Annotated in this window: 11 protein-coding genes; 4 read left to right on the forward strand and 7 right to left on the reverse strand. The window is 69.7% G+C overall.

Going from position 1 to position 16,486, the window contains the following annotated elements; genetic code table 11:
• Positions 1–77: 77 nt before the first annotated feature.
• The 5 genes from E3T37_RS01320 to E3T37_RS01335 all read right to left on the reverse strand — a co-directional run bounded on the left by E3T37_RS01320 (position 78) and on the right by E3T37_RS01335 (position 7,223).
• Complete coding sequence (locus E3T37_RS01320; RefSeq protein ID WP_134365087.1) at positions 78–3,782, reverse strand: TM0106 family RecB-like putative nuclease; 3,705 nt, start codon at positions 3,780–3,782, stop codon at positions 78–80.
• Between the two features lie 180 nt (positions 3,783–3,962).
• On the reverse strand, positions 3,963–4,325 hold the full coding sequence (locus tag E3T37_RS01325) for a hypothetical protein (protein WP_134365060.1): 363 nt from the start codon (positions 4,323–4,325) through the stop codon (positions 3,963–3,965).
• Positions 4,326–4,434: 109 nt separating this feature from the next.
• Positions 4,435–5,367 (reverse strand): DarT ssDNA thymidine ADP-ribosyltransferase family protein, encoded by a 933-nt coding sequence (locus E3T37_RS16645; protein ID WP_160140985.1) that lies wholly within the window; start codon positions 5,365–5,367, stop codon positions 4,435–4,437.
• A 53-nt stretch (positions 5,368–5,420) separates the two neighbouring features.
• Positions 5,421–6,542, reverse strand: coding sequence for an acyltransferase family protein (locus tag E3T37_RS16650; RefSeq protein WP_166806055.1), 1,122 nt, complete (start codon positions 6,540–6,542; stop codon positions 5,421–5,423).
• Positions 6,543–6,713: 171 nt separating this feature from the next.
• Positions 6,714–7,223, reverse strand: coding sequence for a universal stress protein (locus E3T37_RS01335; RefSeq protein WP_134365061.1), 510 nt, complete (start codon positions 7,221–7,223; stop codon positions 6,714–6,716).
• Positions 7,224–7,417: 194 nt separating this feature from the next.
• Between E3T37_RS01335 and E3T37_RS01340 the strand changes: the two genes are divergently transcribed.
• The gene (locus E3T37_RS01340; protein WP_134365062.1) at positions 7,418–8,185 is read left to right on the forward strand and encodes a potassium channel family protein; all 768 of its coding nucleotides are present in this window, start codon (positions 7,418–7,420) and stop codon (positions 8,183–8,185) included.
• A 9-nt stretch (positions 8,186–8,194) separates the two neighbouring features.
• Positions 8,195–8,626 (forward strand): DNA methylase, encoded by a 432-nt coding sequence (locus tag E3T37_RS01345; protein ID WP_134365063.1) that lies wholly within the window; start codon positions 8,195–8,197, stop codon positions 8,624–8,626.
• Between the two features lie 269 nt (positions 8,627–8,895).
• Here the strand turns inward: E3T37_RS01345 and E3T37_RS01350 are convergent, their stop codons facing one another.
• Entirely contained in the window at positions 8,896–9,192 is a 297-nt protein-coding gene (locus E3T37_RS01350; protein WP_134365064.1) for a putative quinol monooxygenase, read from the reverse strand.
• A 307-nt stretch (positions 9,193–9,499) separates the two neighbouring features.
• Between E3T37_RS01350 and E3T37_RS01355 the strand changes: the two genes are divergently transcribed.
• On the forward strand, positions 9,500–10,594 hold the full coding sequence (locus E3T37_RS01355; RefSeq protein WP_134365065.1) for an S-(hydroxymethyl)mycothiol dehydrogenase: 1,095 nt from the start codon (positions 9,500–9,502) through the stop codon (positions 10,592–10,594).
• Positions 10,594–11,223: an MBL fold metallo-hydrolase gene (locus tag E3T37_RS01360; protein ID WP_134365066.1), complete on the forward strand. Its 630-nt coding sequence runs from the start codon at positions 10,594–10,596 to the stop codon at positions 11,221–11,223. The genes E3T37_RS01355 and E3T37_RS01360 overlap by 1 nt, the downstream gene beginning before the upstream one ends.
• A gap of 246 nt (positions 11,224–11,469) precedes the next feature.
• Here the strand turns inward: E3T37_RS01360 and E3T37_RS01365 are convergent, their stop codons facing one another.
• On the reverse strand, positions 11,470–16,335 hold the full coding sequence (locus E3T37_RS01365) for an NAD-glutamate dehydrogenase (protein ID WP_134365067.1): 4,866 nt from the start codon (positions 16,333–16,335) through the stop codon (positions 11,470–11,472).
• Positions 16,336–16,486: the final 151 nt, after the last annotated feature.

Genomic DNA, 16,486 nt, shown 5'->3' on the forward strand with positions numbered 1-16,486 from the left:
GCGCAGCGGGGCAGCTCGGGCCCGCCGGCGGCTGGGGCGCCCCAGCTCGGGGCCGCCCGCCGGCGCGGGCCCGCCGGTTACGGCATACTCGGCGGGATGGGGACCGGGACCGCGTCTGCCGACTCGACGAGGGTGATGAACGCGCTGAGCTCGGCGACCGCGGCGGGCGTGACCGGCAGGAACTCGGTGAGCGCCGGCGAGTGCACGAGGTAAGCCGCCCATTTCGCCCGGGAGATCGCCACGTTCAGGCGGTTCTTCATGATCAGGAAGGAGAGCCCGCGGGGAACGTCTTCGGCAGAGGATGCCGCCAACGTCACGATCGCGATCGCCGCCTCCTGGCCCTGGAACTTGTCGACCGTGCCGACTCGCACCCGCGGGAACCCGGCCGCGGCCAGGGCCTCCCGCACGGTGTTCAGTTGCGCGTTGTAGGGGGTGACGACGATCACGTCCGCCTCGGTCAGCGGGTCCTCGCGGCGCCCCTCGGTGGGGTCCGTCCACCGGCGGCCGAGCCCCGGACTCACAAGCACCGAACTTTCAGGCACCGAACTCACCAGCAAGGAGCGCACCAGCGACACCACGACGGCGGCCTCCTCGGGCGACTGCACGGAGTTGCCGACATGCGTGACGGGCACGACGTGCAGGCCGGGCGCCACGCCCTCGAGCAGCCGAGTCGCGGCATCCGGATGCGAACGCAGCTCCCCCTCGTAGGACAACCTCGACACCGGTTCGGTGACGGCCGGATGCATGCGGCGGCTCTCCGCGAGGAAGTAGCCGAGTCCGGCCGGCAGCACGTCGTGGCCGGCACTGACCCAGCCGAGCGCGGACTGGTCGATCGGCTCCGGATGCGTGCCCTGGCTCACCTGCGGCAGCTGCTGCGGGTCGCCGAGGAGCAGCAGGTTGCGCGCTCCGACGCTCGCGGCGATGGTCGACGCGAGGGAGAACTGGCCGGCCTCGTCGACGACCAGGAGGTCGAGGCTCTGCCGGGGAACCCGGGCGGGGTTGCTGAAGTCCCAGGCGGTGCCGCCGACCACGAATCCCGTGGCGGCGTGGTCGAGGGCGAACATGAGTTGCCCGTCTTTCGCCAGTTCGGTGAACCGGGCCGGGGCATCCGCATCGGAATCGGAATCTGAATCCGCGGAGGAGGGCACACTGCCGGCCCTGGGCACCTTGCCGACCAGGGCCGGGTCGAGCCCGGCCTTCACGATCGCGGCGAGGAGAGTCTCGACCACGGCGTGCGATTGAGCCACCACCCCGATCTTCCAGCCGTGGCGGCGCACGAGGGTGGTGATCACATGCGCGCCCAGGTAGGACTTGCCGGTTCCGGGCGGGCCCTGCACGGCCAGGTAGGAGGAGTCGAGATCGAGCAGGCTTGCGGTCACGGCGTCGATCCGTTCGCGGCCGGCCGTCACGCCCGGAGTGACGCCAGCGGTCGCGCCTGCGGTCACACCCGAGGCCACACCGGCGGCCACACCGGCGGCCACACCGGCGGCTGCGGCGACCGGCGCCAGCAGGCCCGAGCGAGTGCGCGGCGGAACTCGCCGCAGAATGTCCACCATCGGCTCCTCGGGCCAGCCCGGTCGGGCGTCGACGATGTTCTGCGCCCACTCCTCGATCGCCGGCTTCTGCTGGCCGGCGGCCGGCGGCGCCGCCGGAGCCAGGGCGCTCGGCTTCTGAGACCACGGCTCGGTGTCCTTCGGCACGGTCTCCCGCACGAGGATGCTGTCGTCGTCGGCCACCTCGAGCACGGTCACCGTGCGGGCGGTGCGGGACCCGGGCTCGAGACGGGGGTCGAGGAAGGGGCCGGGGTATTCGTAGAGCAGGAACGGTCCGGCCTGGTCGCCGGGCTTGATGCTGCTGCCCGGCGCGAGGCGCCCCCAGAGGCGCAGTTCCCGGCGGTCGGTGCGCTGCCGGCCCTCCCGGTACCAGTCCCGTTCGACCCGGGCGCGCTCGACCCGCAGCACATCCCGGGTGTCTTCCCACGCCTCGATCGGCTGCGCGAGGCGGGCGTAGTGGCCCCACCAGAAGCTCTTCTGCTCGCGCCGGTGATAGTCGAGTGCGGCGGCGGCGAACGCGGCCGCCGTCCGGTCGGCGCTACGGTGCGGGTCGAGCGCTTCCCCGGCCACGGCGAGCAGCTCGCCGCGGAGCGGGGACGGCTCCAGCTCCCCGACGGTTTTCTCCGGGGCGACGGCGCCGACCGGGATGCCCCGCTCGGCCGCACGCGCGAGCAGCCAGTCCCGCAGGCGCAACGTCGACACGCAGTCGTACCGGTTGTAGTCGGCGATGGAGCGCAGCATCCGTTCGCCCTCGTCGACCTGGCCGAGCAGGTCGAGGTCGCGCGCCGCGGCGTATTCGGTGATCGAATCGGCCGCGTTCGTCACCTCGCCCACCCGCAGGTCGGCGCCCATGTAGAGCGGTTCGAGCTTCTTGATCGAGTAGGACCGCGACCCGACCCGCATCGCCTTCTTCACCAGCGGGAAGAGGTCGACGAGCACGTTCTGCTGCAGCAGAGCGTCGACCTCGTCTTCGCCGACGCCGTGCCGGGCGGCGATGCTCAGCAGGTGCGTGCGTTCGTAGGGGGCGTAGTGGTAGACGTGCAGGTTGGGGTAGCGGGCCCGGCGGGCGCCCAGATAGTCGAGGAAGTCGCGCAGCGCCTGGCGTTCCTCCGCCCAGGTGTGGGCCCAGAACGCGCGGAACGTGCCGTCGACCTCCACCAGGCCGAACAGGTAGTCGAGGCCCCAGCTCTCCGCGGCCCCCTCGGTGTAGAGCGGATCACCCTCGAAATCAAAGAAGATATCGCCCGCGTCGGGCGCGGGCAGCACGGCCAGCGCGGCCGGGTTGCAGAGCTCGACCGGCGGCGGCTCGTCGGCCACGGCCCGCACCTGCAGCCGGGCCTGCGTGCGGAGCCCGCCAAGTGTGCTCTCCCCGATCCCGTCGACCACGACAGCGGGCAGCCCGGCGGCGCCGGCGACCGGGTCAACGGATGCCGCGAGCTGGTCAATCGTGAAGATCCCCGCCTCAGCCAGGCGCGCGCGCTGCGAGACGCGCAAACCGGCCACGAGCAGCACATCGCGCCGCGCCTGCACCTCGGCGTCACAGGTGCCGCAGCGCCCGCAGACCGTGTACCGCGCATCGCCCCACAGGATCGGGGCCGTCTCCGCGACCCGCTCGCCGATGATGCGCAGCAGTCGTTCCCGGCGCTTGCGATACACCGGGCGGATGTCGGCGAGCCGGTGCTCGCTCACGGTTCCGTCGCCGAGCAGCAGCTGCACGGTCTCGGCCGTGCGCACCCCGATGCGGTCGAGCTGCTCGGCGTAGGCCGCCAGCTGGAGCAGCGCCGTGACCCGGGCGCTGCGGGCGAGTTTGGTGTCCTGGACGAGGTAGCTGCCGTCCGGGCGGCGCACGATGAAGTCCGCGAAGCCGATGAAGGCCACGCCGGGGGCGGTCTCGTCGAAGAAGGTGGCCTGGAAGACGGTGTCGGCGCCGGCTGCGAAGGCGCGCACGGTGTCGGCGACGACGATCTCGATGCTGGCGCGCGACATCCGTTCGGGGCGGGTGATTTCGACCACGCCCCCGGCCATTCGGTAACGCTCGAGCACTCGGGCTTCGTGCTCGTCGCCGAGCCGCGCGGTGCGCTCGAGCATGGCGTCGGCCTTCTCCGGCACGGCGGCGGCGCGGCCGAGTTTCGCGTCGAGTTTGCGCAGAAAGGCGAACTCGCACTTCGAGGCGGCAGCGAGGTCGCTCGCGCTCGTCACCACCGTCTGGGCGGGACGCGTGCCGCTCATGGTCGCACTGCTCACCGGCGTGCCCGGCACCTCGTCGCGCTCCAGCAGAAACATCGTTCCCCTCTCGGTCCACCCGTGACGAGCGTATCGGGAGGGTCTGACATCCCCGGTGAAAGCGCTCCGACGGGCAGCAGCGCGCCACCGCGGGCGGGGCCGCTTTCATCACGGGTCAGAACCCGGTCAGGAGGTGCGGCCGGTGTCACTGCTGTTGAAGTCGCTGCTGTCGAAATCGGTCGTCGCGATCTCCGCGTACGCGGGCGAGGGTTTGGGTTGCTGGAGAGCGAGAACCCGGTCGCGGAGGACTGCGATCACCTCGGTGATGTTCGGCTCGTCCCAGAGGGAATCCTCGGGAACGCTGATCAACTCACTCATCGGCCCCACGATCAGTTTCACCATGATCGGCTTCCCGGCGACATTGATCGCGGGCAGGTTCAGTGACTCGGTCGTCTGACTGATACCCAGGGCGGTGACGAGTTGGAAGAGTGCGTCTGCGATGGCGTCCGCGGTGAGGAAGGACGCCCCGCTGTAGGAGATTCGTCGCATGCAATCACTGTCTCCCCACCCCGCTGGGTATTCAACCCCCCAGGGAACAGCCCGAGGCCCGGCGGCCGCCAACAGGCGGTCGTCGGGCCCGAACAGGCGGTGCGGCGCGCTACTGCGCGTCGGACTCATCGGCCGCGTGGAACCACGGCGGGTACACGGCCACCTTGGGCTTGTGCGCCCCGGCGGCGAGGATGCCCCGCACCGCGTCGCGCACCTTGTCGTTGGCGACGCCGATCAGCGTGACCAGCTGGAACGGGAACTGCTCGCTGACGAGCAGCTCCGCCGCGCGGATCGCGCCCGATTCCTGGTCGGCGCGCAGCCGGCGCAGCAGCCGGTCCGCGCTCTCCGGCGCGGCACTGAAGCTGGTCAGCGGCCCGGCGGCGTCCGCGTCGGTGACGACGACGGCCGCCGCGGCAGGCTCGTCGGCGGTGGCGAGGTCGTCACGGAGCTTCTTGACCGTGCTGACCAGGATCACGAAATCGAAGATCTCAGCGTCGTGGGCCTGGCCCGAGAGGCGGGGGTCGGTGGCACCGGTGAGGATGCCGTCCCAGAGGTACGCGTTCGGCGACAGGAAGAACGGTACGTACGCGGCGACCCGGGTGTCGTCCGCCTCCGTGACGACCGCGGCGCGGCGTGCCGCGCGGGTGAGCACGGAGGAGAGGTCCACGGCGGGCCGGGTCTCCCAGGCGTCGCTGGCGTCGGCGAGCAGGCGCCCGCTGCCGAGGATTCCGGCGAGGTTACGGATGTGGGTGACGTGGTAGATCCGCTGCTCCCCCACGTTGTCGACGGCCGTCTTCGCCGCGCCGGAGACCCGCACCGGTGAGGCCTTGACGGTTCCGGCCGCCTTGGCCACCGGCACGGTCTTCGTGCCGCCGAGGGTCACGGTTCGCGGCGACGGCGAGCTGCGCAGCGAAGGAGCCTTAGCGGACTTGGCCCGGCTGGCGCGAACCGCGGGAACGGCCGGCACGATCTCGGGGGCTGCTTTCGGGAAGCACAGGGCACACAATCCACCCTCGAGTCCGTGGATACATTCGTCGCTCAAAACTAGTGAAAACCTTTCGTGTGCGTGGCCCCCACACTCTTCAAGTCCGATGCTCAAAGACCACGTATCAACGGTACGGTCATTTCGGCCCGGATGGTGACCGTTCGGCGCATTCTCTGCAGACCGACGGATGCGGCGAGCGCCAGCGTTCCGGTCGCCGCGACCCACACATTCAGCCCGAACACCATCAGGCAGAACGGCGCCAGCACGATCAGCAGGGTGGAGACCGAGACCGCCCAGTCGGCCGCGGCCCGATCGCCGATCCGCCGCAGGACCGGCCATTCCAGTCGGCCGAGCAGGGCCGACAGCAGGAACAGGGCCGCCACCGTCGCGGCGAAATACGCCGGTCTGGTCCACCACCACAGGGGCGTTTCCGGCGCCGGACCGCCCCACGGGGTCAGGAGCGTCAGCCCGACCAGCAGGGCGATCACCGGCACGTGCCAGAGGTAGATCGTGATCAGGCGGGCACCGATCGCCCCAACCAGCACCCGCACGGGCGCGAGCGCCGCGATCCGGTGCAGCACCGGGCGGGCGAGCGCCAGCAGCGCGAACTGGCCGACGCCCAGCACGGTCAGGGCCAGGCTCGGCGGGTTGAGGTCCTCGAGAATGTTCACCCGGGAGAGGCCCGTCTGGACCATCCCCCACAGGAGCAGGAAGCTGTCGGCTGCGAGCAGCAGCAGCGCCGCCCGGCCGCGCCGGGCGAACCATCCGTCGGCCACCCAGAAGCCCAGTTGCTGCAGGAACAGCCAGATGAAGATCATGTTGAAGATGCCGATCACCGCCAACCCGGAAGACAGTCGCCCCGCCTCGACCACGATCGCGCAGCCGAGCAGCACCAGCAGCGTCAGCACCCGGGCGCGGGCGTGCAGTTCCACCATCCCCGGCAGGAAGGCCTGGCTGAACGCGTAGGCGGCGAGGAACCAGAGCGCCGACGTCACCCCGGCGCCGATCAGCAGGACGGATGCCCGGTCCACCCCGCTCCACTGCAGCACCAGGATGCCGCTCGTGAGGGCCAGGAACAGCGGGGCCGCGGGCCGGGCCAGCCTCAGGATGCGGCCGCGGATGAATTCGGCCGGGGTCAGCCCGGCGGCGGCCGCCGCGGTCCACGCCCGATGGCCGGCGAACCCCCCCCCGATGATGAAGAAGAGCGGCATGATCTGCGCGACCCAGGTCACCGGGGGCAGCCACGGCTGGGCCGCCAGCACGTTGTCGAGCCGCAGGCNGCGCCCGGGCGGAGGGTCGCCCCCATCATGAGCAGGTGTCCGAGCACCACCGGCAGAACGCAGACGACCCGCATGAGGTCGAGCACCCGGTCGCGGGCATCCGGTGTGTCAGGCGCCATGGCCTCAGCCGCCCTCCCAAGGGAGAGGCTCCTCGAAGGGGACGGGAGCGAGCGGGATGACCACCACCGGCCGGTGCTGCCGGTGAGCCAGCCGCACGGCGACGGAACCGCTGATGAACTTCGCCAGGGTGGACCGCACATTGGACTCCCGGGTGCCCACGACGATCATGGCCGCCCCGAGGGTCTGGGCCAGATGGCCGAGGGCGCGAGCCGGGTCGCCGGCCAGCGCACGGGTCGACCAGACGACCCCGGCCCCCTCGAGGATCTCCGCCAGGTGCGCGGCCAGGCGCGGATCGAACCTCTCCTCGGTCAGCTCGGGAGTGTCAGGGTCGAACGGGAGGGAACTCATGCTGCCGTCGGCATGCTCCACCACCATGTACCGGGTCGCCTCGACGGTGGCGCAGACGAGTTCGGCCTGGAAGCGGGAGGCGAAGACGGCGGCCTCCAGCACGACGGCATCCGGCTGCCTGTGCGTCACTCCGACGATCACCCGGACCGGTTTATCTGCACTCATCGCGCCCTCCGTTGCTTTCGCTGGTGACACTAGTCAGAAACCGGCGGACCGTCACCGTTTCGAGGGCGAGGCCGGCAGGGCGGGTCGGTGCGGGTCGCTGCGGGTCGGGTCGGTGCGGGTCGGTGCGGGTCGGTGCGGGTCGGGCGATCCGGCGCCGCTGGGCGAGCTAAGTTGGAACTGTGGGGCAGTCGACGATGACCAGGAGCGAACGGTGGGAACGGGCGACGGATGCGCCCCTCCTCTGGCTCGGGTTCGCTTTCCTCTTCGCCTACGCGACCCCGATCATCGCGCCCGAGATCGGCTCGTGGTGGCGCCTGCTGCTCGAGTGGGTCGAGATCGCCACCTGGGCGGCTTTCGCCCTCGACTTCACCGTGCGGCTAAGCCTCGCCCGCGGGCGCCTGAAGTTCATCCGCACCCACCTGCTCGATCTGGTGGCCGTCGCCCTGCCGCTGTTCCGGCCGCTCCGGGCGCTGCGCGTGCTGTCGATCGTGATCCTCTCTGCCCGGCGCCTGAGCAAGAAGCTCAAGAACCGGGTGATGACGTACGCGGCCGTGACCGCGGTCTCGGTCTGGTTCATCGCCGGCCTCGCGGTCACGGATGCCGAGCGGGGCGCCCCGGGCGCCAACATCCACTCCGTCTGGGAGGGGTGGTGGTGGTCGTTCATCACGATGGCCACGGTCGGATTCGGCGACCTGTACCCCGTGACGGCCGAAGGACGACTCGTCACGGTCGGTCTGGTCGCCACCGGCATCGCCCTGATCGGCACCCTCACCGCGTTCATCGCCGCCTGGTTCGCGTCGGCGAGCCGGGAAGCCGAGGAGGAGATCAAGGCCGAACTCGACGTCAGCGAGGACAAGCTCGACGCCCTGAAGCTCGAGATCGGTGAACTGAAGACCCTGGTCGAACGTCTGCTCGAACGACCCGTGCCCCCTTCGTCACCATCGCCATCGCCTGAGGGGTAGACAGGGGGCGTGACCGCACACATGACCGCCGCCGACCTCGGCCTCGACCTGTCCGACGGGGCCGAAGACCAGCTCTTCCGCTGGTTCCTGGCCAGTGTGCTCTTCGGCCGTCCCATCCAGCAGGAGGTCGCCGCCCGCACCTATGGGGTGCTGATCTCCCACGGCCTGACCGCCCCGGAGGAGTTCGCCCGCTACGACCGGGAGGGCCTCCGGGCCCTGCTCGACGAGGGCCACTACGCGCGGCTGGACTACATCATGACCGACGAGCTGCACGAGGTGATGCGAAGCGTGGCCGCCGAGCACGGGTCGGTCGGCGGGATGGTGCGCGCGGCGGCGTCACGGGAGGAGCTCACCCGCACACTCGTCGCGTTCAAGGGCATCGGACCGACGACCGCAAAGATCTTCCTGCGGGAGCTGCCGGCGAGCGTGCTGCCGCGCTGACGGCATCCGTTCTTTGTGCCACGTACCCCGCCGAGTCTCTGGACAGGTTCAGGTTCATCTGCCTAACATGGTAATGAGCGAATGCCCTTTTCGGGGCCGGGGAACTCGCCAGCAGAATCGACGCCACGCCCCACATGCCCCACGCAATAGAAAACGACATCCTGCCGATTCCGACCTGTGTCTCCTGTTTCACCCCCATGGCCCCGGCCGGCGGTGGCTGGTGGTGCGACGGTTGCCAGGAGTTCCTCTGACCGGGTTGACGGCTCCGTCTATTTGACGGCGATCAGCTCGATCAGACGGATGTCGGGATCATTCGCCAGCAGGCTCGGCCCGTGTTCGGCGAGGGCTGCGGGGATCGCACCGCCCAGGTGAGCCTGTCGGCCCTCCTCGGTCTCGAAGGTGTCGAAGATGCCGAACGTCTTCTCGTCGACCCGGAAGGCGTACCAGGTGCGGGTCTGGGGCTCCTCGTCCACCACCGCGCGGCCCGCCTCCAAGAAGTCCCACACGTCCTGCTCCTTGCCCGGCTTCGCTTCCACCAGGGCCAGTACTCCGAACTTGAGTGCCATCGGACTCTCCTTCACTTCTTCTTGGCTTCGTCGCGTCGGGAGCTCCGGGCGGGCGGATGTCCCCCGTGCAGCGAGCGTAGAACGCCGCCCCTGCCCCGGCAAGGACTGCGAGGGACCCGCCCCTAACGAATTCGACGGAGATTCTGCGTTAAAACCGTGCGCAGGAGGCGAAACGGCTCATTTTCGGCAAAATTTCCGTCGAATTGGTTACACAGGGCGGGGGCGGGGAGGTTGGGTAGTGTGGACGGGTTCCACCCCCGGCCAGCGGCACCAATGTCCACTACCGGCACCAATTCAGAGGAGTCCCATGTCGACCACCGTTAAAGGCGTCATCGCACGATCGAAGGGCGCGCCCGTTGAGCTCGTCGACATCGTGATCCCTGACCCCGGTGCGGGCGAGGTCATCGTCGACATCGAGACCTGCGGCGTCTGCCACACCGACGTGCACTACCGCGAGGGCGGCATCAACGACGAGTTCCCGTTCCTGCTCGGGCACGAGGCCGCCGGACGCGTCAGCGTTGTCGGCGTCGGCGTGACCCACGTCGAGGTGGGCGACTTCGTGGTGCTGAACTGGCGCGCGGTCTGCGGCGACTGCCGGGCCTGCAAGCGCGCCGAGCCCTGGTACTGCTTCAACACCTTCAACGCCGACCAGAAGATGACCCTCACCGACGGCACCGAGCTCAGCCCGGCCCTCGGCCTCGGGGCATTCGCCGAGAAGACCCTCGTGCACGAGAAGCAGTGCACGAAGGTGAACCCGAAAGCAGACCCCGCCGTCGTGGGCCTGCTCGGCTGCGGCATCATGGCCGGAATCGGAGCGGCCATGAACACGGGCAACGTCAGCCATGGCGACTCGGTCGCCGTGATCGGATGCGGCGGCGTCGGCAACGCGGCGATCGTCGGGGCCCGGCTCGCCGGGGCATCCGTCATCATCGCGATCGACCGCGACGCCAAGAAGCTCGTGATCGCCCAGACCCTCGGCGCCACCCACTCCATCGACTCCTCCGACCTGGACGAGGACGGCGTGGTCGCGGCCGTGCAGGCCCTGACCGGCGGCTTCGGAGCGGATGTCGTGATCGACGCGGTCGGACGCCCCGAGACCTGGCGCCAGGCGTTCTACGCCCGCGACCTGGCCGGCACCGTCGTGCTGGTGGGGGTGCCGACGCCCGAGATGATGCTCGAGATCCCGCTGCTGGACGTGTTCGGGCGCGGCGGCTCGCTCAAGTCCTCCTGGTACGGGGACTGCCTGCCCGAGCGCGACTTCCCGATGCTGACCGACCTCTACCTGCAGGGGCGGCTGCCGCTGGACGAATTCGTCAGCGAGCGCATCGGCATCGGACACATCGAGGAGGCCTTCGCGAAGATGGCCCGCGGCGACGTGCTGCGCTCGGTCGTGGTCCTCTGATGGCCGCCCGGATCGAACACCTCGTCACCTCGGGCAGCTTCAGCCTCGACGGCGGCACCTGGGATGTCGACAACAACGTCTGGATCGTCGGCGACGACGACGAGTGCGTCGTGATCGACGCCGCCCACTCCGGTGACGCCATCCTGACGGCCATCGGCGACCGCAAGCTCGTCGGCATCCTCTGCACGCACGCGCACGACGACCACATCGGCGCCGTCGCCGACGTGCAAAAGGCGCACACCGCGCCGACCTACCTGCACCCGGACGACATGATGCTGTGGGACCGGGTCTACCCGGATGCCCCGCCGAGCCGACCGTTGGAAGACGGCCAGCTGATCGAGGTGGCCGGGATCGACCTCCAGGTGCTGCACACGCCGGGCCACTCCCCCGGCGCGGTCTGCTTCTACGCGCCCGCGCTCGGCACCGTGTTCAGCGGCGACACCCTCTTCCACGGCGGCCCCGGCGCAACCGGCCGCTCCTTCAGCGACTTCCCCACGATCATCACGTCGATCCGCAGCCGGTTGCTCACGCTGCCCGCGGAGACCGTCGTTCTCACCGGCCACGGCGAGTCCACGACGATCGGCGCCGAGGCGGCCCACCTCGACGAGTGGATCGCCCGCGGCCACTAGGCGGATGCCGCCGACGGATGCCGCGGCATCCGTCGGCCGTCACGCCCGTTTGTTGTGGCTGTATCTTGTGGCTAATTCAGGAGATCTCGCCGTCGGGCCGCAACTCGCCGCATGATTCCGCGGCCGGTGTGGCGCCGGTAGACGGTTCTCCTGAGTTAGCCACACGGCCGACGTTTGAAGGGGCGGGATCGGCGGCAGGGATCGGCGACGCGGGGCCGGCTCAGGAGGGCCGGCCCACTGTTCGGCTCACCGGCGCACGATCGAGCGCAGCAGCCGCACCACCACAGACAGGGACGCCATGTCGTCCTGGGCGAGGGCATTGACCTCCTCGAACACGCTCCGGGCCCGGCCCAGCTGTTCCGCGTTCTGTTCCTCCCAGGCGAGCAGGCGGTCCTCGGCGCTGGCGGCGTCCGTTTCGCTGAGCACGGCCCGGGTCATGTCGGCCACGGTCGTGTACAGGTCGTCGCGGAGGGCGGCGCGGGCCAGTGCCTGCCACCGGTCCTTGCGCGGCAGCACGGTGATGCGCTCGAGCAGGTTGTCCACCCTGAAGCGGTCGTACACCGTGTAGTACACCCCGGCGACATCCGTCATGGGCTCGTCCGTGTGGGCGGCGATCGTGGCCACGTCCAGCAGGGCGAAGGCCTCGAAGAGTTCCGCCCACCGGCGGCCGAGGTTCTCGGGCACGCCCCACGCCTGCGCGGTGTCCAGCAGGGACAGCACCCGCTTCAGGTCCCCGCCCTTGAGGTAGTCGTCCAGGTGCGCCCGCATCAGGTCCATCTGCGGCTTGTACTGCGCGACCACGTCGCCCACGGGCCGCGATGCGCCCTGATTGACCTGCCAGCGCACGGCACGGTCGAGCAGGCGACGGATGTCCAGGTGGATCGCCGTCCAGTGCCGGGTCGGGAACGACGACGGCAGGGCGTTCAGCTCCTCGACCAGCACGTCCAGTTCAAAGATCTCGCGCAGGGCGACGAACGCCCGGGCGATCGTGGCCTGGTTCGCCGAGGTCTCCTCCATCGCCCGGAACGCGAACGTCACCCCGCCGAGGTTGATCATGTCGTTCGCAACGACCGTGGCGATGATCTCGCGGCGGAGCGGATGCGTGTCCAGCTCGGCGTCGAAGCGCTCGGACAGCTGCCGGGGGAAGTACCGGCGCAGCGTGCGGCGGAACCACGGGTCGTCGGCCAGGTCGCTGTCCCGCAGCGCCGTGGCCAGTTCGATCTTGGCGTACGCCGCCAGCACGCTCAGCTCGGGTGAGGTCAGGCCCTGGCCCGTTTCCAGGCGCTCGCGCAGAGTCGACGTCGTCGGCAGGGCCTCCAGGTCGCGTTTGAGGTCGCCGGATGCCTCCAGCCAGTCCATCAGGCGTTCGTAGCTGGGGCTCCAGCTGGCCACCTTCGCGCGGTCGTTGAGCAGCAAGATGTTCTGGTCGACGTTGTCCTCCAGCACCAGGCGGGCGACCTCGTCGGACATGGAGGCGAGGAACTCCGACCGTTCCTCCTCGGAGAGCTTGCCCGCGGCGACCATGCGGTCGACGAAGATCTTGATGTTCACCTCGTGGTCGGAGCAGTCGACCCCGGCGGAGTTGTCGATCGCGTCGGTGTTGAGGATGACGCCCTGCAGCGCCGCCTCGATCCGGCCGAGCTGGGTCAGCCCGAGGTTGCCGCCCTCGCCGACGACCTTGACCCGCAGGTCCCTGCCGTCGACCCGGATGGCGTCGTTGGCCTTGTCGCCGACCTGCGCGGCCGTCTCCGTGCTCGCCTTGACGTAGGTGCCGATGCCGCCGTTGTAGAGCAGGTCGGCGGGGGCCGTCAGGATCGCCCGGAGCAGTTCCGGCGGGCTGAGGCGCGTGGTGCCATCGGGCAGCCCGAGCGCGGCCCGCACCTCGGCGGAGATCGGCACCACCTTGGCCTGGCGCGGGAAGACCCCGCCGCCGGCGCTGATCAGGCTGGAGTCGTAGTCCGCCCAGGAGGAACGCGGGAGGGTGAACAGGCGCCGTCGTTCCGCGAACGAGGCCGCGGCATCCGGAGTCGGGTCCAGGAAGATGTGCCGGTGGTCGAAGGCCGCAACGAGACGGATGTGCTGCGACAGGAGCATCCCGTTGCCGAACACATCGCCGGACATGTCGCCCACCCCGACGACCGTGAACTCCTCTGACTGCGTGTCCACGCCGAGTTCGCTGAAGTGCCGTTTGACGGACTCCCACGCACCGCGGGCGGTGATGCCCATGGCCTTGTGGTCGTAGCCGATCGAGCCGCCGGAGGCGAACGCGTCGCCGAGCCAGAAGCCGTACTCGGCGGCCAGCCCGTTGGCGATGTCCGAGAACGTGGCCGTTCCCTTGTCGGCGGCGACGACCAGGTAGGAATCGTCGTCGTCGTGGCGCACGACCCGGCTGGGCGGCACCAGCTGCTCGCCGTCCGCGGTCGTGACCAGGTTGTCGGTGAGGTCGAGCAGTCCCCGGATGAAGGTCTTGTAGCTTTCGATGCCCTCCGCCATCCACGCGGCCCGGTCGACGGCCGGGTCGGGCAGCTTCTTGGCGAAGAACCCGCCCTTGGCCCCGGTGGGCACGATCACGGCATTTTTGACCGTCTGCGCCTTGACCAGGCCGAGCACCTCGGTGCGGAAGTCCTCGCGCCGGTCCGACCAGCGCAGACCGCCGCGGGCCACCTTGCCGAAGCGGAGGTGCACCCCCTCCACCCGCGGGGAGTAGACCCAGATCTCGTAGCGCGGCCGGGGGAAGGGCAGCAGTTCGATCGCCGTGGGGTCGAGCTTGAGACTCAGGTACGGCTTGCCCTGGAAAAAGTTCGTGCGCAGCGTCGCTTCGATCAGGTTGATCAGGGTGCGCAGCACCCGGTCCGCGTCGAGCGTGGTGACCTGCTCCATGGCCACGGTCAGGTGCTCGCGCACCTGCGCCGCCCGGCTGGTGCGTTCCTCCTCGGCCAGATCCGGATCGAACCGGGCCTCGAACAGCGACACCAGGCCGCCGGTGACGGCGGGGTTGGCGAGCAGCGTGTCCGCGACGAACCCGTAGGAGTTGGTGTTGCCGGCCTGGCGGAGGTACTTGGCGTAGCTGCGAAGGATGACGACCCGGTGCCAGGCCATGCCCTCCCTGAGTACCAGCCGGTCGAGCCCGTCCGATTCGGTGGCTCCGCTGACGGCGGCGCCGAACGAGTCGGCCAGCAGGGCGCCCGTCTCGATCGGGTCGACGCCGGCCGGGTAGGTCAGGCCCAGGTCGTAGAGGTAGAAGTCCCGGCCGTCGGCGGTTCTGATCTCGAAGGGCACCTCGTCGAGAACCTCGATGCCGAGGTTCTGCAGGAACGGCAGGATCTGGCTCAGGCTCTTGGGCTCCATCAGGTAGAGCTTGACCCGGGCATCCTCTTCGGCGGCGCCGCGCCCAGCGGTGCTCCCATCGTCGGCGTCGGCGACGGTGTCGCCGGCGCCCGTGCCGGTCGGAAGGTAGACGTGAAGTGCGGGCCTGGCCGGCTCAGTGCCGACGGCACGCGCGGCGGCTGCCGCGGCGGCGCCCTCCTCGAATCGGCCGATGTCTTCCAGAGCCTCCTCGAGCTCGTAGTCCACCCGGTAACTGGCGGGGAAGGCCTCCGACCAGAGTTCGGCGAGGCGCTCCGCCTCATCCAGCGGGTAGCTCTCGCGCAGTTTCTCGCCGATCCCCTCGGGCCAGGACCGCACCGCCATCACCAGGCGGTGTTCCAGTGCGGCGGTGTCGACGACGCCGACCGTGTCGTTCTTCTGCAGCCGGATCCGGAAGAACAGTCGAGCCAGCGCGGACTCGGTCATCCGGGCCTCGAAGTCGACGGACTCCGCGTGGAACGTGTCCCGCAGCTCCTTCTCGATCCGGAGACGGACGGCCGTGGTGTACCGGTCGCGGGGGAAGTAGACCAGCGCGGTCATGAACCGGCCGTAGACATCCGGGCGAAGGAAGAGCCGGGTGCGGCGGCGCTCCTGCAGCCGCTGGATGGCCAGCGCGGTGGTGAACAGCGTGGGCACGTCGATCTGGAACAACTCGTCGCGGGGGTACGTTTCCAGGATTCCGAGCAGCTCCTTGCCGCTGTGCGACCCGGGCGGGAAGCCGGCCTGCTCCATCACCGCGTCGACCTTCTCGCGCAGGATCGGCACGTCCCGCACCGAACTCGTGTACGCCGTGGCGGCGAACAGGCCGATGAAGCGCTGCTCCCCCCGCACGTTGCCGTCGGCGTCGAAGCTCTTGATCCCGATGTAGTCGAAGTACGCCGGCCGGTGCACGCTCGACCGCGAGTTGGCCTTGGTGATCACCAGGGCGCTGCGTTCTCGCGCCTTGTGCCGGCCGGCATCCGTCAGGTGCTGGATCTGGTGGCCGTCTTCCATCGAGCGCAGCAAGCCGAGGCCACTGCCCTCACGGATGGTCAGCACGTCTTCGCCGTCGACGGTCTCCAGGTCGTACTCCCGGTAGCCGAGGAAGGTGAAGTTGTCGCGGTCGAGCCAGCGCAGCAGGTCCTGCGCCTGCTTGATCTCCTGGATGCCCTCGGCGTGGGCGACGTGGCCGAGGTCGTCGGCGATCTGCACGGCCTTCGTTCGCATGGCCCGCCAGTCCTCGTTCGCGGCGCGCACGTCGCCGAGCACCTTGGCGAGACCGGTGACCAGGCTGGCCCGGGCCTCGTCGTTGGCGGTCTCGATCTCGATCGCGATCCACGACTCGACCTGGCTCACGGTCTCGTCGACGTCGCCGGGCCGGGCGGCGTCACCGCCGTGCACACGGCTGACCCCGATCAGCTCGTTCGTGTGCCGGTCGCGGGTCACGACGAGGAGCGGGTGCACCTCGAGGTGGATGGCGGAGTGCTGCCGCACCAGCTCGGCGGTGACGGAGTCGACCAGGAACGGCATGTCGTCGGTGACGATGTAGACGACGCTGCGGCCGGCTTCGTTATGGACCTCGATGTTCGGGGTGCCGGGAGTACGGCTGAGGGCGACCTGCCAGTGGTGGACGGCCCGCTCGTGGAGGGTTTCCACGTTGGAGTTCTGGCGGTCTTCACCGGCCAGGTGTTCGTAGTAGTCGGAGATGAAAGCGTCGAGCGTGCTGCCTGTCGGGGCCGGGATCGCACGGGTGGACTCAGACGTCATTGAAAACAGCCTCCATCAAATATGTGATCTCCGCGTCATTGCGGATGGTCGAGCCGTGAACGCGACGCGCCGGCTGGTGTCGGCGGTCGAACGAGGAGACTCCCTGACCATCGTAGTTTTGTTCCCGGGATCCGCCCAGTCGCCCGGCGGC

Source organism: Cryobacterium sp. TMT2-10, from assembly GCF_004403075.1.
Classification (GTDB): Bacteria; Actinomycetota; Actinomycetes; order Actinomycetales; family Microbacteriaceae; genus Cryobacterium; species Cryobacterium shii.